This is a genomic window from Hymenobacter jejuensis (assembly GCF_006337165.1).
GTDB classification, from domain to species: domain Bacteria; phylum Bacteroidota; class Bacteroidia; order Cytophagales; family Hymenobacteraceae; genus Hymenobacter; species Hymenobacter jejuensis.
In genome coordinates this window covers 2,285,878-2,309,524 of sequence record NZ_CP040896.1, presented here as the reverse complement: position 1 = coordinate 2,309,524, position 23,647 = coordinate 2,285,878, and the positions used below count along the sequence as shown (strand labels likewise).

20 protein-coding genes and 1 riboswitch are annotated in these 23,647 nt (G+C 57.4%); of the genes, 16 read left to right on the top strand and 4 right to left on the bottom strand.

What is annotated here, in order from left to right; genetic code table 11:
* Window positions 1–69: 69 nt before the first annotated feature.
* Window positions 70–183: riboswitch (SAM riboswitch) on the bottom strand.
* A 183-nt stretch (window positions 184–366) separates the two neighbouring features.
* The 12 genes from FHG12_RS09445 (at window position 367) to FHG12_RS09390 (ending at window position 14,453) form a co-directional block, all read left to right on the top strand.
* Window positions 367–1,497 (top strand): PA14 domain-containing protein, encoded by a 1,131-nt coding sequence (locus tag FHG12_RS09445; protein WP_139515495.1) that lies wholly within the window; start codon window positions 367–369, stop codon window positions 1,495–1,497.
* A 178-nt stretch (window positions 1,498–1,675) separates the two neighbouring features.
* Window positions 1,676–2,386: an SDR family oxidoreductase gene (locus FHG12_RS09440; protein ID WP_139515494.1), complete on the top strand. Its 711-nt coding sequence runs from the start codon at window positions 1,676–1,678 to the stop codon at window positions 2,384–2,386.
* Between the two features lie 109 nt (window positions 2,387–2,495).
* The gene (locus tag FHG12_RS09435; protein ID WP_139515493.1) at window positions 2,496–3,629 is read left to right on the top strand and encodes an alkene reductase; all 1,134 of its coding nucleotides are present in this window, start codon (window positions 2,496–2,498) and stop codon (window positions 3,627–3,629) included.
* Between the two features lie 240 nt (window positions 3,630–3,869).
* A complete protein-coding gene (locus FHG12_RS09430; protein WP_139517750.1) occupies window positions 3,870–4,721 on the top strand; it encodes an SDR family oxidoreductase in 852 nt (283 codons plus the stop codon).
* A gap of 52 nt (window positions 4,722–4,773) precedes the next feature.
* Complete coding sequence (locus FHG12_RS09425; protein ID WP_230471347.1) at window positions 4,774–6,312, top strand: M20/M25/M40 family metallo-hydrolase; 1,539 nt, start codon at window positions 4,774–4,776, stop codon at window positions 6,310–6,312.
* Window positions 6,313–6,429: 117 nt separating this feature from the next.
* Window positions 6,430–7,041 carry a gluconate 2-dehydrogenase subunit 3 family protein gene (locus tag FHG12_RS09420; protein WP_139515492.1) on the top strand — a complete coding sequence of 204 codons (612 nt, stop codon included), beginning with the start codon at window positions 6,430–6,432 and terminating at the stop codon, window positions 7,039–7,041.
* Between the two features lie 74 nt (window positions 7,042–7,115).
* Window positions 7,116–8,792 carry a GMC family oxidoreductase gene (locus FHG12_RS09415; protein ID WP_139515491.1) on the top strand — a complete coding sequence of 559 codons (1,677 nt, stop codon included), beginning with the start codon at window positions 7,116–7,118 and terminating at the stop codon, window positions 8,790–8,792.
* Between the two features lie 94 nt (window positions 8,793–8,886).
* A complete protein-coding gene (locus FHG12_RS09410) occupies window positions 8,887–10,224 on the top strand; it encodes a family 1 glycosylhydrolase (RefSeq protein WP_139515490.1) in 1,338 nt (445 codons plus the stop codon).
* Window positions 10,225–10,657: 433 nt separating this feature from the next.
* On the top strand, window positions 10,658–12,088 hold the full coding sequence (locus tag FHG12_RS09405) for a M16 family metallopeptidase (RefSeq protein WP_139515489.1): 1,431 nt from the start codon (window positions 10,658–10,660) through the stop codon (window positions 12,086–12,088).
* Window positions 12,089–12,096: 8 nt separating this feature from the next.
* Complete coding sequence (locus tag FHG12_RS09400) at window positions 12,097–13,494, top strand: M16 family metallopeptidase (protein WP_139515488.1); 1,398 nt, start codon at window positions 12,097–12,099, stop codon at window positions 13,492–13,494.
* A 14-nt stretch (window positions 13,495–13,508) separates the two neighbouring features.
* Window positions 13,509–13,979: a hypothetical protein gene (locus FHG12_RS09395; RefSeq protein WP_139515487.1), complete on the top strand. Its 471-nt coding sequence runs from the start codon at window positions 13,509–13,511 to the stop codon at window positions 13,977–13,979.
* 84 nt (window positions 13,980–14,063) lie between these two features.
* On the top strand, window positions 14,064–14,453 hold the full coding sequence (locus tag FHG12_RS09390) for a hypothetical protein (RefSeq protein ID WP_139515486.1): 390 nt from the start codon (window positions 14,064–14,066) through the stop codon (window positions 14,451–14,453).
* A 59-nt stretch (window positions 14,454–14,512) separates the two neighbouring features.
* Here the strand turns inward: FHG12_RS09390 and FHG12_RS09385 are convergent, their stop codons facing one another.
* The 3 genes from FHG12_RS09385 to FHG12_RS09375 form a co-directional block, all read right to left on the bottom strand.
* A complete protein-coding gene (locus FHG12_RS09385) occupies window positions 14,513–14,845 on the bottom strand; it encodes a type II toxin-antitoxin system PemK/MazF family toxin (RefSeq protein ID WP_139515485.1) in 333 nt (110 codons plus the stop codon).
* A complete protein-coding gene (locus tag FHG12_RS09380) occupies window positions 14,833–15,093 on the bottom strand; it encodes an AbrB/MazE/SpoVT family DNA-binding domain-containing protein (RefSeq protein WP_139515484.1) in 261 nt (86 codons plus the stop codon). Before FHG12_RS09380 ends, FHG12_RS09385 begins: the two co-directional genes overlap by 13 nt.
* 492 nt (window positions 15,094–15,585) lie before the next feature.
* Entirely contained in the window at window positions 15,586–16,041 is a 456-nt protein-coding gene (locus tag FHG12_RS09375) for a hypothetical protein (RefSeq protein WP_139515483.1), read from the bottom strand.
* Window positions 16,042–16,391: 350 nt separating this feature from the next.
* Here FHG12_RS09375 and FHG12_RS09370 point away from each other — a divergent pair, with 350 nt between their 5' ends.
* The 4 genes from FHG12_RS09370 to FHG12_RS09355 are packed head-to-tail and all read left to right on the top strand — an operon-like array spanning window position 16,392 to window position 21,202.
* Complete coding sequence (locus FHG12_RS09370; RefSeq protein WP_139515482.1) at window positions 16,392–17,324, top strand: LysR substrate-binding domain-containing protein; 933 nt, start codon at window positions 16,392–16,394, stop codon at window positions 17,322–17,324.
* 55 nt (window positions 17,325–17,379) lie between these two features.
* Window positions 17,380–18,150 (top strand): alpha/beta fold hydrolase, encoded by a 771-nt coding sequence (locus tag FHG12_RS09365; protein WP_139515481.1) that lies wholly within the window; start codon window positions 17,380–17,382, stop codon window positions 18,148–18,150.
* Between the two features lie 59 nt (window positions 18,151–18,209).
* The gene (gene pulA / locus FHG12_RS09360; RefSeq protein ID WP_230471346.1) at window positions 18,210–20,267 is read left to right on the top strand and encodes a type I pullulanase; all 2,058 of its coding nucleotides are present in this window, start codon (window positions 18,210–18,212) and stop codon (window positions 20,265–20,267) included.
* Between the two features lie 32 nt (window positions 20,268–20,299).
* Entirely contained in the window at window positions 20,300–21,202 is a 903-nt protein-coding gene (locus tag FHG12_RS09355; RefSeq protein WP_139515480.1) for an MIP/aquaporin family protein, read from the top strand.
* Between the two features lie 33 nt (window positions 21,203–21,235).
* Here the strand turns inward: FHG12_RS09355 and FHG12_RS09350 are convergent, their stop codons facing one another.
* A complete protein-coding gene (locus FHG12_RS09350) occupies window positions 21,236–23,560 on the bottom strand; it encodes a patatin-like phospholipase family protein (RefSeq protein WP_139515479.1) in 2,325 nt (774 codons plus the stop codon).
* Window positions 23,561–23,647 lie beyond the last annotated feature (87 nt).

Sequence of the window (23,647 nt, the reverse complement as noted above, 5' to 3'; positions counted from 1 at the left end):
AGATTCTCTTTCAAAACGGCAGGTACAAAAAACCTATCCAGAAAGAGAAAACTGCGGGTGCAGGTTCCGTACTTATCTTCTTTCGTTTCCTCCAAGAGGGCGAAATGGGAGTTGGCACCTTGCTTCGCGGTCAGGTTGCCAAGACGTCGTAGGGCCCAATCCCTCGGTCTTTCTGGATAAGTATCACAACAAAGGTACATCCTAAACACCGAAAAATAAACGGACTTGCCGCGGGCTTGGTTTACCGCCCGATTATCTGTTCTCCGGATGCGCATTCGCAAATATTTTATTTTCTATATACTAACAAGAAAAGCTGCCGCGTTAGCCCAACAACGGTGTGGATCATTTACTTAGCAGAGGTTGCGCATGAAAGCATTGGTGCGGTTGCTGTCGTTGATGCTGCTCGGTGTAGCGCAGGTGAGCATGGCGCAGGTTGCCGCCGGCGACGGTTTGAAAGGCGACTATTTCGACGGCAAGAATTTCGAGAAGCTGGCCTTAACCCGCATCGACAAAACGATCGATTTTAACTGGACCATCGGCCCCCGAGGGGAAGGCCGGTGGATATCGCCCGGGCCGAACGTACCCGGCGAGCAGTTTTCGGTGCACTGGACGGGGTACCTATATGCCCCAGTAACAGGGGTTTACACTTTTCAAATCACGACCGATGACGGCATGCGCGTACGGGTAGGCGGCCGGAAAATCTTAAACTCTTGGCAAAACCAGGCTGCCGCCGTTTATACGGCCCACCAACGGCTAACGGCAGGCCGGTACTACTCGCTGCAGGTAGACTATTATCAGGTTGAAAAGGACACGCGGGCGCTGCTGGCTTGGCAGCTACCCAACTCCACCGAAGCGCCCCAGCCCATCCCGACTACCAATCTGTATTCGGCTATGCCAACCTCTGCCGTACCTATTCTGCCTAAATCAGCTCGGCCTCAGCCCGCCGTTGCAGCCCGCTCAACGACAGCAAACAATACACCTGTAGTAGCCGCCGCCCCGACAACACCTCCCAGAAAATCAATACTTACGCCTTTAAAAGCGGCGTTACCAACAGGCCGTCGGCCGCGGGCAATTGCAGCACAGCCCAAGGTAGCGTCTGCGCCCGAGCCTGTCACCGACGAAGCGGCATCCTTGCCCGATATGTCGGCATTGGGCAAAGGCGACGTCGTGACGCTGCCCAACCTGTATTTTACCCAAAGCACTGCCACCCTGCTGCCGACTTCGCGCCCTGTGCTCAATGCCTTGGCTCGCACTCTACGCGAGCAGCCCGCACTGCGCATGGAAATAGCCGGCCACACCGACAATGTAGGCGAAGCCGCGCTAAATCTCCGGCTTTCGGAGCAGCGCGCCCGTGTGGTGCGGCAGTATCTGGTGCAGCAAGGCATTGATTCGGTGCGGCTTACGGCCCGCGGCTACGGCGGCATGCGCCCCGTCGCCGACAACCAAGACCCCAAACAACGGCCGCGCAACCGTCGGGTAGAAGTGGTTGTGCAGTAGGCAGTTACAATGATGCGGCACTGCCGGAAGCTTGCCGACAGGCTTTAATGCAATGTATTGATAATCAATTAATTACTAAATATTAATTTTAATCATTATCCGGAGTAGCAAGTAGTTGCTGTAACCTTTTGCCCACGCCAGCGCTTCTATACGCCGCAACTGATTAGCGCGGCAACACATGAGCGAACCGGCAAAGAGAGTAGCCCTGGTTACGGGCGGCAACAAAGGCATTGGCTTGGAAATAGCCCGTCAACTAGGCCAGCAAGGCATTACGGTAGTGATTGGCGCTCGCGACGAGGCTCGCGGCAACGCAGCCGCCAACCAATTGTGTCAGGAAGGCCTCGATGCGCACGCCGTGCAGCTCGACGTAACCAACGCCGAGGAGGTGGCCGCGCTGCCCGCTTTCTTTCAGCAACGTTTTGGCCGGCTTGATATTCTTGTCAACAACGCCGGGGTGCAGGAAGACCCTACTGGCAACGCTACGGTGGCGCTGTTTCGGAGCACGTTCGAGATCAATGTGTTCGCGGTTTTTGCCGTGACGGAGGCACTGCTGCCGCTGCTTAAGCAAAGTCCGGCGGGCCGCATCGTCAACCACAGCAGTCGCCTGGGTTCGCTTACGGCCATGAGCAACAGCCCTTTTTTGATGCCGGCCTACATGTCGTCGAAAGCGGCGCTGAACATGCTCACGGTGCTTACAGCCAGAGAGTTAAAAGACACCACCGTCAAAGTAAATTCGGCGCATCCCGGCTGGGTAAAAACGGAGCTTGGCGGCGAAGGCGCGCCACTCAGCATCGAAGAAGGTGCACGCACGGCCGTTGAGCTGGCGACGCTGCCCAGCGATGGTCCTACGGGCGGCTTTTTTCACAAAGGCCAGCCGTTGCCGTGGTAACAAACTACGGGGAAGGCTCGCCAAAACCTTTTGCACACCTTATCAGTTGCATAAAATCAAATCGAACAAAACCAATTTTTGAGCACCTGCTCCCCTTCATTCTACGATCATGAGCCAAGTTCCAAATCTATTTACGCCCATTCAAGTGGGCGCCCTTACGCTCCCTAATCGCCTGGCAATGGCGCCCATGACGCGCAGCCGGGCCACCAACCCAGGCAACGTCCCGACTGATTCCATCATCGAATATTACGTGCAGCGCGCTTCGGCCGGCCTGATCATCACGGAAGGTTCGCAGGTTTCGCTACAGGGTGTGGGCTACATAAACACGCCCGGCATTTACTCAGATGAGCAAGTAGCTGGCTGGAAGAAAGTTACGGACGCTGTGCACGCCGCGGGCGGTCGTATTTTTATTCAGCTGTGGCACGTGGGTCGCGTTTCGCACCCGTTTTTCCACAATGGCGAGTTGCCCGTAGCTCCGTCGGCCATCAAGCCGGAAGGCGTGAAAGCCTTTACGGGCCAAGGATTTGAAGAAGTTCCGACGCCGCGTGCGCTCGAACTCAGCGAGATTCCGGGCGTGGTAGAGCAATTCCGCTTGGCGGCCCGCAACGCCAAGCTTGCCGGTTTCGACGGCGCCGAAATCCACGGGGCCAACGGTTATTTGCTCGACCAGTTTCTGCAAGATGGCTCCAACCAGCGCACCGACGAGTACGGCGGCAGCCTCGAAAACCGGGCGCGCTTTGTATTGGAAGTGGTTGAAGCAGTGGCAGATGAGTTGGGCGCCGACCGCGTGGGCATTCGTTTCTCACCCCAAGGCAGCGCCAGCATCCAGGACTCTGACCGCGTGAAAACGTTTAGCTACATAACCGAGCAACTCAATAAGTTTAACCTCGCTTACCTGCACGTAATCGAGGCGCGCCCAGGCCATCCGATGGCGGCCGCGGCAGGCGTACCGGTCGTAGCCGCGCACCTGCGTCAGATCTTCAACGGTACTTTCATCCTGAACGGGGGCTACACGCAAGAAACTGCAGATCAGGCCATTGCCAACAACGAGGCTGATGTGATTGCCTTCGGTGTACCCTTCATCGCCAACCCCGATCTGCCCGAGCGCTTCCGCGTTGGGGCCGCCCTCAACTCGCCTGATTTCAGCACGTTCTACGTGCCCGGCGACAAGGGTTTCATTGATTATCCTTCGCTGGAAGAGCAGCCCCAAACGGAGGAAGCCAACGGCCACTACAATAACTAGTTCATAGTCAGTTAGTTATATTTTATCAAAACTCCTGCTCGGCGTATGCCGGGCAGGAGTTTTTTTGTTGGTACTCGTTGCTGCTATTGTCTACGGAGCGTCTAATCCGGTGCGTACATCGACTGCCGAACTTGATTTTGCGTAAGCGCAAGTACTTCACCAATCCCTCCCTTAGCAATGGCTGCCAAAAAGACTCCGACTGCCCCGAAAGCGGCGCCTGCCAAACCCGAGAAACGCCTGATGGCCAAGGACATGAAGGCCGAAAAGCAGCCCTATCCGGCCAAACAAGCCGACATGAAGCAGCAGCCCGACACGGACTTTGTTAATTACAAGGCAGCCAATAAGTTACAGGGGAAAATTGCGCTCATCACCGGGGCCGACTCGGGCATTGGGCGGGCCGTGGCCATAGCCTTTGCCTTGGAAGGCGCCGACGTGGCTGTGCTCTACAACGAAAACGACGTAGATGCCAACGAAACCAAGCGCCAGGTAGAAAAACGCAAACGCAAGTGCCTGTTGCTCAAGCTCGACGTGCGCGACCCCGAGCAATGCAAGCAAGCCGTGCGCCAGACCTTGGCCCACTACGGCGGCCTGAACATACTGGTCAACAACGCCGCTTTTCAGATGGCGCAGGAAAAATTTGAGGAAATCCCGGAAGAGCAGATTCGCCGCACCTTCGACACCAACATTCTGGGCTATATCTGGATGGCACAGGCAGCCATTCCGCACCTGCAGGCCGGCGACTGCATCATCAATACGGGCAGCATTGTGGGGCTCACCGGCAACCCAATACTGATTGATTATACCTGCACCAAATCGGCGATTCATGCCCTGACCAAATCGCTGGCTACCTACTTGGGAGAGAAGAACATACGCGTGAATTGCGTAGTACCCGGCCCCGTCTGGACGCCCAACATTCCGGGTACAATGCCGGCCGAAGAAATCGCCAAGTTTGGGTACGAGGTGGCGCTCAAGCGGCCCGGCCAACCCGAAGAATTGGCCCCAGCTTACGTGCTGCTGGCTTCGCAGGACGGCTCGTTTATGACGGGAAGCCTGGTGCACGTAACGGGCGGCAAACTCAGCAGCGACCAGTAACGGAAGTGCATCGGCGGCTTGCTTTCTGAGGGTGAAGCCTTTACTTCACCGCATGAGAAAAGCATACGGTATGGGGCTGCTCGGCAGCCTATTGCTCTTGGCTGGTTTTGCCGCGCCTGATTCGGCTTTGCAGAAAGTACGGCAGTTCCGGCAATCGCATGAAAATCAGCTACTTGCCGAGTACATGCAGCTGCTGGTCATCCCGAACGTTGCGGTGGACACAGCCAATCTGCGCCAAACCGCCAACTTCATCGCCGACATGATGCGCCGGCGCGGCATTAGCGGCGTGCAGTTGTTGCGCGCGCCTACTGCGGGCGTTGCGCCCGCCGTGTACGGCGAAGTGCGTACGCCCGGCGCCAAGCGCACCCTGATTTTCTATGCCCACTACGACGGCCAGCCCGTTAACCCGAAGCAGTGGGCTGCGGGTCTGAGCCCTTTTCAGCCGACGCTGGCCAGCGCCTCGCTTGCCAAAGGCGGCCAGCTGTTGCCCGCGCCTCAGCCCGGTACCGCCCTCAACCCCGAGTGGCGCCTCTACGCCCGCGGCAGCTCCGACGACAAAGCCGGCGTGATGTCGATTTTGTCGGCATATCAGGCTTTGCAAGCCAGTAAGCTCAAGCCCACGGTCAACCTTAAGTTCTTTTTTGAGGGCGAAGAAGAAGCCGGTTCGCCGCACCTAAGCGAAATTCTGGGCAACAACAAAAGCCTGCTTCAGTCCGATCTGTGGGTGATTTGCGACGGGCCGGTGCACCAGTCGGGCCGCAAGCAGGTGGTGTTTGGCGCCCGCGGCGACGTGAACGTGGAGCTGACCGTGTACGGCCCCAAACGCCCGTTGCATAGCGGCCACTACGGCAACTGGGCGCCCAACCCAGCCATGACACTTGCTCAGCTCTTGGCCTCCATGAAAGACAGCACCGGCCGCGTCACCGTGGCGGGTTTCTACGACGACGTGGTGCCGCTAACGGCCGCCGAGCAGCAGGCCGTGCGCAACGTGCCCAACCTCGACACGACCATTCGGGAAGAGCTGGGCTTCGTCCGGCCCGACGGGGGCGGCCAGACATTGAACGAGCTAATCAACCAGCCCTCGCTGAATATCAACGGGTTGCAGAGCGCCAACGTGGGCGCGCAGGCCGCTAACGTCATCCCGACCACCGCCACGGCGGTGCTGGATCTGCGCCTCGTGCTGGGCAATGATTACCAAAAGCAAATTCAGAAAGTGGTGCGCCACATGCAGCGGCAGGGCTTCTTCGTGACTGCCAACGAGCCCACCGACGCCGAACGCCTGCGCTACCCGCGCATTGTGCGCTTGGTGCCCAAAGCCGGCTACAACGCCCAGCGCACCCCCATGGATCTGCCCATTGCGCGCAGCATTGTGGCGGCCGTACAATCCACTACGAATCAGCCGGTTGTGGCGCTGCCGACTTCCGGCGGCAGCTTGCCGTTGTACGCGTTTAAAGAACAGCTCAACGCGACTACCATCACGGTGCCCGTGGCCAATTACGACAATAATCAACACGCCGAGAACGAGAACCTGCGCCTCGGCAACCTCTGGGACGGCCTCGAAACCATGGCGGCGATCATGCGGCTCAAGTAAAGCGTGACCAAAGCAGGCAGGCTCTAAAAATTTATCGGTTCGCCGCGGGAAGATTTTGTCCGTAAGCAGTTTACACCTCGACAGTGGCCCACTGCTGCTGCCTGAATCTACCTGTTTATGTCTGCTTCGCCCTATCCCGAAGGCACTGTGCGTGCCCTGCTGGCCACGGAACTCGTGACTGAGGCTACCCGTGCGGCCCTGCTTGCCCGCCTGGAGCCGGTGGTGCACGAGCCAGCGTATTTCGATGCCGCTACCTACGAGCTGCTACGGACCGTGTGCGCCCGCATCTTCCCGCAGCCCGACCGCGAGGAACCCATCGAGTTGGCCATTGCCATTGACAAACGCCTGCTGGAAGGCCGCAGCGACGGTTGGCGCTACGACGCTCTCCCGCCCGACCGCGAGACGTACCGCCTCGGGCTGGGTGGCATTCAGGAAAGCGCTCAAGCAATGTATCAGCAGGACTTCACGCAACTCTCTGACCAGCAGAAAGATGCTGTAATCCAGGCAATACAGGAGGCGCGGGCGCCGGGCGCCATTTGGGAGACGCTGCCAGCCGGAAGGTTCTTCGAGGAAATGCTGGCCGAAATGACCGAACTCTACTACGCGCATCCGCTGGCTCAGGAAGAAATTGGCTACGTCGGCATGGCCGATGTGCCCGGCTGGTCGCGCATCGAGCTTGGCGAGCTGGAGCCCCGCGAGCCGGAAAAGAATGCCGAAATCAACCGATAGAGCCAACTTAAATATTATATAAGTATTTGACAATCAAATCCTTATATAACTTATTATATTCTTACCTTTTCTTTATGCCCGACGAAGAAGTAGCCGAAGAAGGCGTGCTGAACCCTGTGCAGCCCGAAATTCAGGATCCGTTGCTGAAACAGCTGATGCAGGAAAAAACCGTTTTGGAGCCCGCGCCCGAACCACTTGAGCTGGAGCTTCCCACAGAAGAGGTTGATTGTGTGGTGATTGGCACCGGAGCGGGCGGCGCGCCCCTACTGGCTCGACTGGCTATGGCGGGCTTGAAAGTGGTGGCGCTCGAAGCCGGGCCGTGGCACAACCCCCAGCGCGATTTTGCCACCGACGAGCACGCACAGAATTTCCTGTTTTGGAACGACGAGCGGCTGTCGGCGGGCCAAGACCCCGTGGCTTTTGGCAAGAACAACTCCGGCACCGGCGTGGGCGGCTCTACGCTACACTACACTGCTTACACCCCCCGCGCCCAGCCCGACGATCTGCACCTAAACCGCGATTTCGGCGTGGGCGTCGACTGGCCTTTCGGCTACGACGAGCTTGCACCGTATTACGATGAGCTTGAGCACTTTCTGGGTATTTCGGGGCCGACGCCCTACCCGTGGGGACCAGCCCGCAAGCGGGGATATCCGTTGGCGCCGTTGCCGCTCAACGGGGCTGCGCAACTTATGCAGCGTGGCTGCGAACAGCTTGGCTTACGGACTTCGCCGGCCGCCAACGCGGCGCTATCGGCACGCTACTACCAAGAGGGCGTGGGCTGGCGCGAGGCCTGCACCAACCGCGGCTTCTGCCAGGCCGGTTGTAGCACCGGCGCCAAAGCCAGCATGGACGTCACGTTTATTCCGCTGGCCGTAGCCCACGGCGCCGACATTCGCCCCAATAGCTATGTAACTGAAATTGAGCGCGATACAAAAGGCCACATTACCGCCGTAGTGTACCTCCAAAACGGCCAGCCACACCGGCAGGCGTGTCGCAACGTGTTTCTGTGTGCGGGGGCCATCGAAACACCAAGAATCTTGCTGCTCAACGAGTTGGCACTCACCAGCGGGCAAGTAGGCCGCAACTTCATGGCCCATACCGGCATACAGGTGTGGGGCACCTTCGACGAGGATATTCGGCCCTATAAAGGCATTCCCGGCTCGCTGATTTCTGAAGATACCCACCGCCCCCAGGACGCCGACTTTGCGGGCGGCTACTTATTGCAAAGCATTGGCGTTATGCCCGTTACGTTTGCGGGCCAAGTGGTGCGGGCGCGCAAGCTGTGGGGTCCGGCGCTGCGCAACTATATGCAGCAATACAACCACATCGCTGGCATCAACATCCTGGGCGATTGCCTGCCGCACGCCGATAACTATCTGGAACTAGCCGACGAAAAAGACGCCCGCGGCATCGCCAAGCCCCGAATCCACTTCACTAACCAGGAAAACGAAACCCGCATGACGCGCCACGCCGAGCAAGTGATGCGCCGCATTTGGGAGGCCGCTGGGGCCCGCGACGTGTGGGCCTTTCCGCGCAATGCGCACGTCATTGGCACGGCCCGCATGGGCCTCAGCGGCGACGATGCCGTGGTGGACGCCAACGGCCGCGCCTTCGACGTTCCGAACTTGTATATCTGTGATAACTCGTTATTTCCCAGTGCTTTGAGTGTCAATCCGGCTCTTACCATTATGGCCTTAAGCCTACGCACCGCCGATAAATTTCTGGAAAAAGAAAGACGGCGCGACGCCTGAACTAGAGCTAGAAAGCTAAGCTCCCCTGCTTGAAAAAGGAGGGGAGCTTAGCTTTCTAGCTCTATAAATTCTAACCTATTCATTTCCAACGCTCATGCCCAAAGGCTTTCTGACCCACATAAAAGAGAAATTCGGCGATGGCCACTACGAGGGCGACGAATTTGGCGGCGCGGGTGGGCGCGATGGCAGCGGACTGCCGTCGGGTGCGGCGGGCAACTTTATGTTTGCGACGGGCATCGAGTGCTCCTACCCCACCATCGATCACGGCCGCACGCGCCGCGATTTGCTGGCTGAGTGTGGGCACTACGACCGTTGGCAGGAAGATTTGCAGCTGGTGAAAGACCTGGGGTTGAAGGTATTACGCTACGGACTACCGTATTACACTATTCACCGCGCGCCGGGCCATTACGACTGGGAATTTGCCGACCAGGTGATGGCCGAGATGCAGCGCTTGGGCATCACGCCGATTCTGGATTTGCTGCACTTCGGCGTGCCCGACTGGATCGGTAATTTCCAGAACCCCGAGCTGCCGGTGCATTTTGCCGAATACGCCGCGGCCGTGGCCCGGCGCTATCCGTGGGTGCGGTACTACACGCCCGTCAACGAGATTTATGTGTCGGCCCGCATCAGCGCTAAAGACGGCGTCTGGAACGAGCAGCTCCGCACCGACAAAGGCTTTATTACGGCCCTGAAACACCTGACGGCCGCCAGCATCATGGCCACCCAGCAGATTGCCAAAGTGCGTCCCGACTGCATCATCGTGCAAAGCGAATCGGCGGAATTTACCCACGAGCTGCGCGCGGTACGCACACCTTCTATTCAGATCGAGAACAAATTGCGGTTTTTGTCGCTAGATTTATTGTACGCACATCATCCTGATGCTGAAGTACTTACTTATTTGCTCGACAACGGTCTGACGCGCAAGGAATACGACTGGTTTATGGCCGGCGAGCCGCCCGGCTACCAGATCATGGGCAACGACTACTACGGCCGCAACGAACGCATTGTGCTGCCCAACGGCGAGATCTGCACCAGCATGGACGTGCTGGGATGGTATAACATCACGCACGAGTACTACCAGCGCTACCTCAAGCCCGTGATGCACACCGAAACCAACGTGTTCGACGCCCACGAAGCCCCGACGTGGCTCTGGAAGCAGTGGGTCAATATTCTGCGCATGCGCAAGGAAGGCGTACCGGTGCTCGGCTTTACGTGGTATTCGCTTATCGATCAGATCGATTGGGACATTGCGCTGGCCCAGAAAGTCGGCAAGGTCAACCCCTGCGGCCTCTACGACCTCGACCGCAAGCCCCGCCCCGTGGCCGAAGCGTATCGCATGCTGTTGCAGGAGTACGGCCAGATTACCATCGTGCCCCACGGCGAGCTGTTTGAAGTGACCAAGCAGCCGGCTACCCTCAAAGTAGAGATTTAAGGCCTGAAGGCCTTTTAGATTGTGAATGCAACGTTGTTCTTAAGCGTCTGTCATCCAGAGCGCAGCGAAGGATCTTTACTGCTTCGTTGCCATGCTATATAAATTACTACTCGTGTAAAGATCCTTCGCTGCGCTCTGGATGACAGACGCGAGGGTTGGCGAGGCAATAGAGGTCTTTTGCAAAGCTCCGGATGACAGGCGGCTTGGGGGCAAAGTACAAAAATCACATAAACCACTGTCTGATAATAACATACAAGGTGCATCCTTGCGGTTTTACGTGCTGTCTTTCGAGCACAAACAAGAAAGTAGCGCACACAAAAGCCGGTTTGGCCTCCCTGATTTTGGGCGAAAATAATTAGATATAATTTCGCCTATGTACCATGGAATATTTAACTATTTTGCCGATAAAACCATGTTTTAAGCTTGTATGCACATGAAGCGTCTAGACAAAATCGGATTTCCACTCCTGACTCTGGGCCTGAGCGGACTGCTGCTCTTGGGTTCGTGTAGTCAGAAAACAAGTACGGGCGTGACCACCACCGCCCCCGCCCCGAAGGCTGAAGAAGCCGCTGTTGCGTCGTACCAGGTGCCCGTGGAGTATTTTACCCTCGACAACGGCCTGAAGGTGGTGCTCTCGCCCGACAAAACGGCGCCCATTACCACCATTGCCGTTTATTACAACATCGGCTTCCGCATCGAGCCGCGCGACCGCACCGGTTTTGCGCACTTGTTTGAGCACATGATGTTTCAGGGCTCGCAGAACTTGGGCAAGGCCGAATTTATCTCGCTGATCCAGAAAAACGGGGGCATTCTGAACGGCTCCACGCGCTTTGATTTCACCAATTACTTCGAGATCGTGCCGGCGCACAAGCTCGAAACCATGCTGTGGGCCGAAGCCGACCGCATGCGCGGCTTGGCCATCAACCAGAGCAACCTCACCAACCAGCAAGGCGTGGTGAAAAACGAGGTGCGCGTAAACGTGCTCAACCAGCCCTACGGCGGGTTTCCGTGGCTCGACATGCCACAGTACGCCAATAAGAACTGGCACAACGCCCACAACTTCTACGGCGATCTGAAAGACCTTGACGCGGCGAACCTGACGGATGTGCAGTCGTTTTTCAAGACGTACTACGCGCCCAACAATGCCTCGCTGGTAGTAGTCGGGGATTTCGACACGGCGGAGGCCAAAAAGTGGGTGCAGCAATATTTTGGCGGCATTCCGTCGGCGCCGCAGCCGCCTAAGGTAGACCTCACGGAGCCCCGGCAGGAAAAGGAGCAGCGCTTCACCAAAGACGACAAGCTGGCCACCAAGCCGGCGCTGGCGTTTGCCTACCACATGCCCGACAAGAACACGCCTGAATACTACGCCATGGGCCTGCTCGACCAGATTTTGTTGCAGGGCAACGACAGCCGGCTCTATCAGGCGCTGGTGCAGAAGCGCGGCTACGCGGGCTCGGTCAGCGGTGGCATCAACGATTTGGGCAACATGTTCGACTACAACGGCCCGATGCACTGGGGCGGCAGCCTGACCTACGATCCCACCGTATCAGCCGACTCGGTGGTGGCGGTGCTCACCCAGGAAATCGAGAAGCTCGACAAAAACGGCGTCGATCAGGCCACGCTCGATTTGGCGATGGTAAAGATGCGCTCCAGTCTCTACGACCAGCTCAGCAGCCTCTACGGCTTCGGCAAGGCCGATTTGCTGGCCACGTTTGCCCTGTTCGACAACGACCCCGGCCGCATCAACAACCTCGAAAAGGAGTTTCGGAAAGTGACGCCCGCCGTGATGCAGAAAACCATCAAAGAGTATCTGCGGCCCACCAATCGTACCGTATTGATTATCAATCCATTGGCTAAAAGTTAAACCGACGCATGAAAAACCTCCTCTTCCTCGGCTTGTGCAGCGCGGCGCTGGCTTTTAGCTCTTCGGCCGTGTTGGCCCAAAAACAAACACCCCCGCCCGGCGGCACACCCCGCGACTTTTCGTTGCCCGCCAAGCAGGAATTCACGTTGCCCAACGGCTTGCAGGCGACGCTGGTGCCCTTCGGCGAAATCCCGAAAGTATCGGTGAGCCTGATTGTGCAGGCCGGCAACGTGCACGAAGCGGAAAACGAAAACGGCCTCGCCGACATCGTGGGCCGGCTGATGCGCGAAGGCACCACCACGCTGTCGGCCAACCAGATATCGGAGAAAGTCGCGCGCATGGGCGGCTCGATCGACGTGTCGGTGGGCGCCGACCAGACCACGATTTCGGGCTCGGTGCTCTCGGAATACGGCTCCGACCTCGTGGCCCTAATGGCCGATTTGGTGCAGCACCCGTCGTTCCCGGCTTCGGAGCTGACGCGCATCAAAAACGACTTCAAGCGCGAAATGAACCTGGCCCGTTCGCGGCCCGGTACCCAGGCGCGCATCAAGTTTTCGTCGGCGCTCTATAAAGGTCACCCCTACGGCCGCGGCTTACCCACTGACGCCATGATCGACGGTTTCACGTTGGAGCAGGTCAATGCGTTTTACCAGAAGCAATACGGCGCCCAGCGCACCAACCTGTACGCGGCCGGCAAGTTCGACGCAGCGGCCCTGCAAAAGGCCATTACCGCTTCGCTCAGCGACTGGACCAAAGGCCCAGAGCGCCACATCGACATTGCCAAGCCCACTACCAAAGGCGACCTGATGGTGCAGGACCGCCCCGGCGCGCCGCAATCGACGTTGGTTATTGGCCTGCCCGTAGTCGATCCGTCTAACCCTGACTACCTGCGCCTGCGCATTGCTAATTCGCTGCTGGGCGGATCGTTTGGCTCGCGCATCACCCGCAACATCCGCGAGGACAAGGGCTACACGTATTCGCCGTATAGCTCTGTAAGCACCCATTACCGCGCCGCCGACTGGGCCGAAACTGCCGACGTAACCACCAGTGAGACAGGCAATTCGCTGAAGGAGATCATGAACGAAGTAGACCGCCTGCGCCAGGAGCCGCCGTCGGCTGATGAGCTGAAAGGCATTCAGAATTACGAAGCGGGCTTGTTTGTGCTGCGCAACTCTACGCCGGAAGGCATCATCGGGCAGCTCTACCAGCTTGACCTCCACGGCCTACCCGACAGCTACCTCACCAACCAGGTAAAGAACATCTACCAGATCACGCCGCAGCAAGTCACCGAAACGACGAAGAAATACATCCGCCCCGAAGAAATGACCATCATCGCCGTGGGCGACAAAAAAGTGATCGATCCGCAGCTCAAGAAATTCCAGCAAAGCCGGAAGAAGGCACTGTAACGCACACTTTGTATATGCTTAACAAAGAGCCTGATTGTTGTACCAGGCTCTTTATTAAGCATAAACGAAGTGTGCGTGCTGGCCGTCAGCACAAACTTTACCCTACACAAAGAACTCCCATGCCATACCGGTTCAAGAAAGGAGGTGCTCTAGAAGAAACGGGGGCAAAAGATATTTCCTTGCCGCTTTCGAAAGAGAATCTCATAAGTCTGTTAGCGAATCTGGTAGAGGGCAACGCAACCTACAGTCATCAAGACTTCGCGAATTGGTGCAGCAAACACTTCGGGAATATCGTGGTAAATGACTTGGAATTAGAAGCGGCCGGAATCGACGAGGCCACTTATGAAGTGTTAAATGATGTGGATGCGCAATGGGATTTGTACTTGGTGAATACATATAAAATTGAAGAACTACAGGCCATAGACTTGAATCAAGTCAGGTTGCCCAAAGAGTGGTTTCAAGACTGGCTCAATCAGCTACACTGAAACACTTCGCGCAATACCGAGCCAACCGAAGAACGTTCAACGCTTCTGGTTGAAAGTGACCGCGTAGGGTGCAGGGTAGTCATCGTGGATCGCGTCGATTCGGTCTATGAAGCCGGCTACTTTTCGTTTCGGCACACGACCCCGCAGGCGGGTAGCGGTACTACCGTCGGCGGCGCGTTTGTGGTCGCGGGCATGTGGAACGAATACTTGGGTCCGCCGGCGTCCCAAGGCGGGGCCATATGCTATACGCTCAACTTGCCGGTCGATGTAGCAATGTCGCCGGGGCAGGCGCTGACCGTCGGCGGGCAGGTATACCCGCATGTGGTGGTCTTAGCCACGCCGGTTACGGGTGGAGCGTGTCCTACCTACGGCCTCAGAACGAAGGCGACGCTCCGCAAGCTCTACTACGATCAACAAGCGGGCTTGGTGCGCTTGGAAAGCATCAACGGTCAAGTCTGGGACCGCATACCGTGACTTGATGGCGGTACATAGGGCAAATCCCTGCACGATCTGAGGTGCGCTAGGAGCGGCCGTTAATATTGAAAGATCTCTTGCAACCGGTCGCATATCTCTTGTGCAGTGGCTTTGGGCAGCATGCCCAAACGACGCACCAAGCGGGTTTTATCAACCGACCGAATATGATCTAGGGCTACCTGCCCTTCCTTGCCCTGGAAGGTGCAATCGATGCGGGAGGGATAATCGCGCCGGGTGCTGGTCAGCGCCGCAATGGTGACCGTGCGCAGGTAGCGGTTCATCTCGTCGGGCGAAAGCACTACGCACGGACGGGTCTTGTTGATTTCGCTGCCTTGGGTGGGGTCGAGGTTGACGAGCCACACCTCGAAGCGTTGCACCGCTACCACTGCCATTCGGTTTCCTCAAAGGCGTCATCAGAAAAGCCCTCCAGCAGTTCGCCCTCTGGGGTCTGGCCCTGGGCAATCGCGTGTTGAAAGCGCTCGTCCCACCCTTCGCGGCGGGGCTTTGCCACTGGCTTGATGAGCAGGCCTTCAACCGTGGGCTGTAAGTCGACCTCGCCGACGAGGTGATACTGTTGCAGTAGCTTCTTGGGCAGCACAATTCCTTGCGAATTGCCTACTCGTATTATGCGCGTGTTCATGAAGCAAATGTACGTACAATGTAATTACGCTTACCTGATTATATTGGTTCCATCCTCCAGAAAGCAGCTTTTGAGGACGCGGGGCAAAACCCCACGTTATCTAGCTGACCATCATCGCCGTGGGCGACAAAAAAGTGATTGATCCGCAGCTCAAGAAATTCCAGCAAAGCCGGAAGAAGGCACTGTAACACTCACTTTGTATATACTTGACAAAGAGCCTGATACAATTATCAGGCTCTTTTCATTTTGGGTGCCCTTACTACTCCCGCGCACTTACATTAATGCGCTGAGCCAATAGCTTTGATTGACGCAGCGGTTCAAGAAGCTGTCATGCAGTAGCACTTTCGTTACTTTACATAATCGGACTTATACGACTGACAGCCGTCAATTCTCCACGCCTCATAGCGCCTCTCAACTGCTCGGGCAAAAGCCCTTGACACTGCCTTGCTACGGCTTGTTTCGTTCGGTTGGGCTGTCCTGCTAGTACAGGTTTTATTGGCTGTAGTCTACTTTTTCCTTGGCTTGCACCAAACTGTCCGCTGGCGGGAGGGTGTGTAAGGTCCGCCGGTCCACGTAGCCTTCCAGGTAGTTGCCCTGCTCTTGCGCGGTATAGTAGTACAGGATTTTGGCCACCTGCGAATCTTGCTCCAGCACGTACACCGGCTTGATAAATAGCACGCTGCGGAGCGGAAAGCGAAAGACTGGACTCTCCTCGCCTTGCAGCATGCGCGTGTAGTAGGACACGAGTTCGGCTTTGTAGGCCTCATCCGTGATGATCATGACCGGGTTGAGCGGCCCCAAAAAGGTTTCGTAACAATACCGGCGTGGGCGGGCGTGGACGCGCTGGTGAAACCGCTGCACGTAGAAGTGCGCGGCTACGTTCCACAGCGCGATGAAGCAGACGGCGGCGACAACGAGCACAAGACGCGAAGGGCGTCGAATCTTCATGCGGAGTAGGGGTCGAATAAACACACAAGCACGGGCCAGAAATTTTGAGCCCAACCAGAGCGGTGCTAGTTAAGTAGAATTTTTCGAGTGTGTAGAAGGCGGGTGAAGCAGTGAGAATCCTCAAAAAAGTCGCTTAACGAAATGTAAGTTATAATCGCAGTCTTGGCGAAGTCATAATTTAGCGCAATGAATACTTATTGTAATTTTTAAATTATAAAGGTTTATTCATTTGTCAGTATGTTCTTAATTACTACTGCTTTTCTCAAGAAACCTGTATAACACAGCGCCTTATCTATCGATAATATTAATTTCATTTTAGAACTCATAGACAAAAACTATACCTTCGCTGGATGACGATTCAGCAGCTTGAATATGTAGTAGCGCTCGATACGCACCGGCAGTTTGTGCTGGCGGCGGAGAAGTGCTTTGTGACCCAACCTACTCTCAGCATGCAAATTCAGAAGCTGGAGGAAGAATTGGGCGTGCTACTGTTCGATCGTAAAAAGAAGAAAGTAGAACCCACGGCGGTCGGGGCGAAAGTGGTGCAACAGGCTCGGTTGGTGCTGCGCGAAGCCTACCAACTCCGCGACGTGGTGCAACAGGAAAAAGGCGAAATGGTGGGCGCCCTACGCATCGGCATCATCCCGACGCTGGCGCCGTATCTGGTGCCGCTTTTTCTGCTGGAACTGGTGGAGAAATACCCGCGGCTGCGCGTGCAGGTGGAGGAAATGCCCACCGACCAAATCGTGCAGCGCCTCAAAGAAAACCAACTGGACATCGGCCTGCTCGTCACGCCCCTCGACGACCGCAGCCTGCGCGAAGTGCCCGTACTGGAAGAACCGTTTCTGGCGTACGTATCGGAAGGGCATGCGCTGTACGGGCAAGCCACCGTGAAGCCTTCCGACCTGAGCTTTCCGGATTTATGGCTGTTGCAGCAAGGGCATTGCTTTCGCCATCAGGTACTTAACATTTGTGCGCCCGCCAATCTCAACCAGCCACGGCGTTTCGTGTACGAAAGTGGCTCCATCGAAACGCTCAAGGAAATGGTGCGCCGCAACCAGGGCTTTACGCTGGTGCCGGAGCTATCGGTGCTCAACGAGATGGATAACAACCTCATGATCAAGCGCTTCGACGCGCCCGAACCGGTGCGCGAAGTAAGCCTAGTGACGCACCACGGCTTTGTGCGCACGGGTCTGCTGGACAGTCTGCGCGAATTGCTGCTTCGACACGTGCCCGAGCGGCTGCATGCGGGCCAGTCGGGGCAGAAGATTCGGTGGAAATAACGGCACCCCAGAGCGGAGTTTGCGTATGCAGATTTCCTCATTTTCTCTGCTACACATGCCTGCAACGCCCGTTGTTCTTCCGGTGCTAGAACTCGGCCAAGGCCCGGTTTCGCTCGTGTTTTTACACTACTGGGCGGGCTCCGGCCTGGAGTGGCAGCCGGTGATGGAGTTGCTGGCTCCTGCCTATCACTGCCTGGCCCCCGACTTGCGCGGGTTTGGCGCCGCGCCCGCGCCCGAAACAGGCTATGCCGTAGCCGATTACGCAGCCGATGTGGCAGCCCTGATTGCCGAACGCCACCTTACCAACTACGTGCTGGTGGGCCACTCGATGGGCGGGAAATTTGCCATGTATCTGGCAACTCAGCAGCCTTCAGGCCTGCGCGGCTTGGTGTTGGTGACGCCCTCCCCGCCCACCCCCGAACCCATGACCGACGAAGGCCGCCTAGCCAACCTGCGCGCCTATGGCATTGACGTGGCGGCGGCCAGCACATTCGACCACATCACGGCTCGTCCGCTAAGCCCGGCCACTCGCCAGCAGGTAATCGCGGACAACCTGCGGACTTCGCGCCGTGCCTGGGACGAATGGATGTTGCACGGCAGTCGCGAAAACATCTCCGCCTTGATGAGCCTCGTGCAGGTGCCAGCCATCATCCTCACCGGCGACTCCGATCCGGTGCTTTCGCCTTCGGTACAAGGCTTGGAAACGCTGCCCTATCTGGCTCCGAATACGCACCTGGAAATTATTCCGGGCGCCGGGCACTTGCTGCCCTTGGAAGCGCCCGCAGAAGTTGCGGAACTAATCCGATCATTTATTACAAAGGTTTAATTATCAATTATTTATATAAAACACAAGTAATGCTGTTATGGCGAGGAAGTGAAGAAACAATGCCCGCCACGACCCGAATTTTCTGGAGCAAGTTTGCTCTGATTTCCAACATGCGAATCGCCCGTTTCCTGCTTCTATTGCTTACTGTTGCTTCTTGTTTGCGCCCGGCGGCAAAGCTCGTCGACCCCGATTACACCAAATACCCAACCTATACCGGCCCAGATCTGGGCCTTACGTTCACGGGTGGCCGGGCCAAGCTGCGCGTATGGGCTCCGACTGCCGAGGCGCTACGCCTGAAGCTCTACGCTACGGGCAATGGTGGGACGCCGGTCGTGGAGTATGCCATGCAAAAAGCGGAGGGAGGCACCTGGCTTTATACGTTGCCGCCGCAACCCGCCGGGCTGTTTTATGTAGTGCAGGCAACCATCGGCAGCCGACAGATGGCCGAAGTACCTGATCCTTATGTACATGCAGTAGGCCTGAACGGGCAGCGCGGAGCGTTGCTCGACCCCGCTACGGCAAACCCTACCGGCTGGCAAGACGACTTACGCCCCCGACTAGCGCGGCCCGGCAACGTCATCTTGGGGGAGCTGCACCTTCGTGATCTGTCGATGCACCCACAGTCGGGGATTCAGCACAAAGGCAAATACCTGGGCCTCACGGAAACCGGCACGCGTGGCCCCGGCGACGTCAGCACGGGCCTCGACCATCTGAAAGACCTCGGCATCACGCACGTACACCTGCTGCCCACCAACGATTTTGCCTCCATCGACGAAAGCAAGCCGGAAGAAAACCGCTATAACTGGGGCTACGAACCCCAGCACTTTACAGTGCCCGAAGGCTCTTACGCTACCGATGCCGTCGATCCGGCCGTGCGAATCCGAGAATTCAAGCAAATGGTTAAGTCATTGCATGACAACGATTTACGTTTGGTGCTTGATGTAGTCTACAACCATACCTTGCAAGCCAACCGCGGCAGCTTCGACCAGCTGGTGCCGGGCTACTACTACCGCCAGACGGCCGACGGCAACTACTCCAACGCCACGGCCTGTGGCAACGAAATAGCCTCGGAGCGCCCGATGGTGCGCAAGCTCATCGTAGAATCGGTGGCGTATTGGGCCCGCGAATACCACGTCGATGGCTTCCGCTTTGACCTGATGGGCGTGCTGGACCTAGAAACCATGCGCGCCGTGCGGGTAGCCCTCGATCAGATCGATCACTCCATTTTCATTTACGGCGAAGGCTGGACGGCGGGGGCTAGTCCGGTGCCGGAAAGCCAGCGGGCCGTGAAAGCCAATATGCAGCGCCTCGACCGCATCGCGGCCTTCGGCGACGAGCTGCGCGACGGGGTAAAAGGCCACGTATCGCGCCAGACCGAGCCCGGCTTTGCCAGCGGCCAACCGGGGCTGGAGGAAAGCGTGAAGTTCGGCATTGTGGCCGCTACCGAGCACCCACAGCTTGATTATCAGAAGGTTAATTATTCGAAAGTGCCGTGGGCTGGTTCTCCTTCGCAGAGCATCAACTATGTGGCCTGCCACGACGACCGCACCCTCTGGGACAAGCTAGTGGTGGCCAACCCCGGCGTTTCGGAAGCCGAGCTGATCCGGATGGATTTGCTGTGCGGCACCATCGTTTTTACCTCGCAGGGCGTCCCGTTTCTGGCCGTCGGCGATGACTTTTTGCGGACCAAAGGCGGCTCTAACAACTCTTACAACCTGCCCGACAACGTCAACCAACTCGACTGGGCCCGCAAAGCCCAGTACGTCAGCGTACACGAGTTTTACCGCCAACTGATCGAGCTGCGACGCGCACATCCGGCGTTTCGCCTCGCCACTACCGAACTGATACAGAAGCACTTAGAATTTCTACCGACAATGCCGGCAGGCACCATCGGCTATCGCCTCCACGACCACGCTGGCGGCGACCGCTGGAATACCATTGTGGTGCTGTTCAACGGCAACCGCACGGCTACGGCCGTGAGCATACCCGCCGGCACGTATTCCGTGGTGTTGCGCGGCGCTCAGATCAATCCGCAGGGCCTTGAGAAACTCAGCCAAGCCGAAGGCCATCCGTTGATTATGCCCGCTACCACGGCTCTGTTGCTGGTTCAACCGTAGCCCAACCATAACTCTGATCATAGTCCGCCCGTTTGTACCCACACGCTTCGGCGCTCTCCCCCGAAGCGCTGGGAACCCGGCAAATGGCGTTTGTTTCGAAGTTGCGTTCGGCTTGGCAGCGGCATTGGCAGCATTACGTAGCCGAAGCAGCCGGCATTGCTTTCTTTCTGAGTTCGGCCAGCTTGCTCACGGTGCTTCTGGAGCACCCGGCCTCGCCGGGCTACCAAGCGCTAAGTCAGCACCCAACCTTCCGTACCGCGCTGATGGCGGTGGCCATGGCGCTGGTTATCGTGCTGATTGTGTACAGCCCGTGGGGCAAACGATCCGGGGCCCACATCAACCCGGCCGTGACGGTGGCTTTCTGGCATTTAGGCAAAATCCGGACGGCAGACGCGGCCTGGTACATCGTGGCGCAGGTGGCAGGAGCCATCGGGGCTGGCCAACTGATGAAGCTCGTGCTGGGCAGTTTCTACGCGCATCCGGCTGTGCACTACGTTACTACCCAACCCAAACCGGGTGGCTCGGGGCAAGCGTTTTTGGGCGAATTCATCATCAGCTTTATCCTGATGATGAGCATGTTGGTGGCATTGCATTCGCGCCAACTTAAGAAATGGACGGGCTGGCTGGTAGGGCTGCTGCTGGCTTTGTTTATCCTTTTCGAAACGCCTTTTTCCGGCATGAGCCTCAATCCGGCCCGTACTTTGGGCGCGGCCGTAGCCGCCAACAGCTACACTGGCCTCTGGATCTACTGGGCCGCCCCAGTTCTGGCAATGTGGCTCGCCACCAGCACTTTCCAGATGGTTTACGGACGAACTTCGCTGGCCTGCGCCGTGCTGGCGGGCTGCGAGGCTGCCGCCAACACGCCGTTGTACGCTGACGCAGGCCCTGCCACGGCCGAGCCGCCGCACTACCCGGATGCCAGCGGGAAAGGATAATAGGCAACCAATTGATAATCAATTATTTATGCATTACTCCAAAGACTTGGCATGGAATAGCAAATAGCCAATGTGGGCAAACACAGCCCAGCGTCGCGACGAATCGTCGTAGTGAATGAGGTGCACGGCCAACGGGCCGATGGGGTTGAGCTGGTAGATAAAGCCTGTACTGGTCGTCAGACGCGGGCGATCGAAGCCGTGCTTGAGAATGCCGCGCTGGTTGAGCGGATCGTCGCTGGCCTCCACGGGCTGGTAGCGCAGGTGCGTAAACGCTTCGGTACGCCATTCGATTTTGCCCAGGATGCTGCGCGAATACCGCAAGCCCGCCGCCACGTACCGCGCCGAGCGGTAGTTGTCCAGAAACAGCGTGCGCGAATCAACGAGCGGCGTAAACGAGGGCGAAGTCGTCAGCGACGAGCGGTAATTCACGAACCGTCCTTGCGTGCTGACCATGATTTCGCCGAAATAGCCCCAGTTGCTTTTCTTGTCTTTCAGGGGGTAATAGTTTTCGTAGGTGCCCGAAAATTGCAGCCATTGGTGGTCCTGCGTGCGCTTATCGGTGAGCACCGAAGTTGAGCCCGGGCGGTAGCTTTCCGTGCCGCGCACCCCACGCACGCTGATGAGGGCGCGGCGGCCGGCCGTGGGGTATTGCTTACGATTCAGGGAGTTGCGGGTAAAGCGCAGCGAAGAAGTTACGCCTCGAAAGCTGGTGCGGTCCAGAATATCGCTCGACGAGACTTCCTTGCGGTTAGCGTAATTATCCTGATTGCCGAAGTAGGCGCCTTCCAGCGTCACGCGGCTCCGGAAGTTGGGGCTAATGCCAAGCTGCACGCCCGCCGACAAGTCGCTTTGCTCGATGAGCGTGTTCTGCACGTCGCGGCCCAGCAGGCCGCCGGTACGCTGGTAGCTCCAGTTGTTGTAGGTGATGCTGGGCTCGATGTAGTAGGGCAGCTTGGCGGGCACGCTCATCCGAAAACGGCCCTGTCCGGCATTGTAAAAACGCCCTAAGCTCACGTTAACCGCCGTCGAGTACAGCAGGCTTTTCAGGAAGCGATATTCCAGCCCGACGTAAATGTTGTCGATGGGGCGCGTGCTAAGCAGGAAACCGATTTCGGCCGACAGATTGTTGTTCTGGCGTGCATCTAGGCTGAAATTGTAGCCTTCCTGGGCCTTGTCGTAGCGAATGCGCGGATAGATGTTGCGGAAAAAATCGTCGGCGGCCAGGCGGTAATACCCTTCCTCGATGTCGTCGATGGTGTAGCTCCGGCCTTCCCGCTGAAAAAAGCGCCGAACGTAGGCATTCTGGTTGGCCTTCAGACCCTGCACCGTCACGCTTTTGAACACCGGCTTGGGCGCCCGATTCTGAAATTCGGAGCGGCGCTGAGCCAGTTCCACCGTGTCGGAACGGCGCTGAATGCGGCTGAGCATCAGCGGCAGCTTGTCCTGCGCCGATTTGGTACCGCGCTCGATCAACTCCCGCACTTTGTCGAAGTCCGTTGCGCCAAAGCCTTCTAAATCAGGCTGAATGAAGATGCCATTGGGGCCGACGGCCGTAGTATCGGCTACGTTGGCGCCCAGAAAAACCAGCGTACTGGCCAGCAGCTCGTCGTCCTTCTTAAATGGGTATTGCTTATAGGCCACGTCGCCCACGTTCACCCCAATGATGATGTCGGGCTTGAACTCGGCGCGCATCACATCGGTGGGGAAGTTGTTGTAGATGCCACCGTCGAACAGATAGCGGCCGTCGGGGTTGCGAATGGGGCGAAATACCAACGGCACCGCCATGGAGTTGCGCACCGCATCGGCGAGCGAACCCTCGCGCTGAATCACCTGCTTGCGCGTAAACACCTCCGCTGCCAAACACCGAAAGGGCACAAACAGTTGATCGAAGTTGTAGTCGGCCACAGCGGCCGACGGAGCTAACAACTTGGCTAGCACGAAGTTAAGATTTACGTCGTTTACCAAGTTAGGCGTAACGCGTGTTCGGAAGGCCGAATCGATGGCCACCCCAACGTGCAACGACCCCGGCGACGGATCGGCGCTGAGGTAGTTGAACGCCTTATCTTCCAACTGCTTGCCCGACACCCAATACTGAAACTGCGGGTCGGCCACGATTTTCTCAATTTCGGTGGGCGAATACCCCGCCGCATACATCGCTCCTACCACCGAGCCCATGCTGGTACCGATGATATAGTCGATGGGTATGTGGTTCTTTTCCAGCACTTTAAGCACACCTACGTGCGCCAAGCCTTTTGCCCCGCCTCCGCTCAGCACTACTCCCACACGCTGAGCCCGAACCGGACCCTGAACCAGTAAGACCAGCAAAAACAACGGAAGCCAGCGGTACAATTTTCGCATTTCTCAAACAATGAAAACTGCCTGACAGGCAGCGGCTTTCCCTACGCAGTCACATGGCAGTAGTTGTCTTGAATATAGACAAATAGT

What these genes read in the sequence shown, in the direction of transcription:
- FHG12_RS09405 (WP_139515489.1), top strand. Translation starts at nt 10,658, where the DNA reads ATGAAGCGTCTAGACAAAATCGGATTTCCACTCCTGACTCTGGGCCTG.
- FHG12_RS09440 (WP_139515494.1), top strand. Translation starts at nt 1,676, where the DNA reads ATGAGCGAACCGGCAAAGAGAGTAGCCCTGGTTACGGGCGGCAACAAA.
- FHG12_RS09380 (WP_139515484.1), bottom strand. Translation starts at nt 15,093, where the DNA reads ATGAACACGCGCATAATACGAGTAGGCAATTCGCAAGGAATTGTGCTG.
- FHG12_RS09430 (WP_139517750.1), top strand. Translation starts at nt 3,870, where the DNA reads ATGGCCAAGGACATGAAGGCCGAAAAGCAGCCCTATCCGGCCAAACAA.
- FHG12_RS09395 (WP_139515487.1), top strand. Translation starts at nt 13,509, where the DNA reads ATGCTTAACAAAGAGCCTGATTGTTGTACCAGGCTCTTTATTAAGCAT.
- FHG12_RS09365 (WP_139515481.1), top strand. Translation starts at nt 17,380, where the DNA reads ATGCCTGCAACGCCCGTTGTTCTTCCGGTGCTAGAACTCGGCCAAGGC.
- FHG12_RS09415 (WP_139515491.1), top strand. Translation starts at nt 7,116, where the DNA reads ATGCCCGACGAAGAAGTAGCCGAAGAAGGCGTGCTGAACCCTGTGCAG.
- FHG12_RS09370 (WP_139515482.1), top strand. Translation starts at nt 16,392, where the DNA reads ATGACGATTCAGCAGCTTGAATATGTAGTAGCGCTCGATACGCACCGG.
- FHG12_RS09425 (WP_230471347.1), top strand. Translation starts at nt 4,774, where the DNA reads ATGAGAAAAGCATACGGTATGGGGCTGCTCGGCAGCCTATTGCTCTTG.
- FHG12_RS09410 (WP_139515490.1), top strand. Translation starts at nt 8,887, where the DNA reads ATGCCCAAAGGCTTTCTGACCCACATAAAAGAGAAATTCGGCGATGGC.
- FHG12_RS09375 (WP_139515483.1), bottom strand. Translation starts at nt 16,041, where the DNA reads ATGAAGATTCGACGCCCTTCGCGTCTTGTGCTCGTTGTCGCCGCCGTC.
- FHG12_RS09420 (WP_139515492.1), top strand. Translation starts at nt 6,430, where the DNA reads ATGTCTGCTTCGCCCTATCCCGAAGGCACTGTGCGTGCCCTGCTGGCC.
- FHG12_RS09385 (WP_139515485.1), bottom strand. Translation starts at nt 14,845, where the DNA reads ATGGCAGTGGTAGCGGTGCAACGCTTCGAGGTGTGGCTCGTCAACCTC.
- FHG12_RS09445 (WP_139515495.1), top strand. Translation starts at nt 367, where the DNA reads ATGAAAGCATTGGTGCGGTTGCTGTCGTTGATGCTGCTCGGTGTAGCG.
- pulA (WP_230471346.1), top strand. Translation starts at nt 18,210, where the DNA reads ATGCCCGCCACGACCCGAATTTTCTGGAGCAAGTTTGCTCTGATTTCC.
- FHG12_RS09400 (WP_139515488.1), top strand. Translation starts at nt 12,097, where the DNA reads ATGAAAAACCTCCTCTTCCTCGGCTTGTGCAGCGCGGCGCTGGCTTTT.
- FHG12_RS09435 (WP_139515493.1), top strand. Translation starts at nt 2,496, where the DNA reads ATGAGCCAAGTTCCAAATCTATTTACGCCCATTCAAGTGGGCGCCCTT.
- FHG12_RS09350 (WP_139515479.1), bottom strand. Translation starts at nt 23,560, where the DNA reads ATGCGAAAATTGTACCGCTGGCTTCCGTTGTTTTTGCTGGTCTTACTG.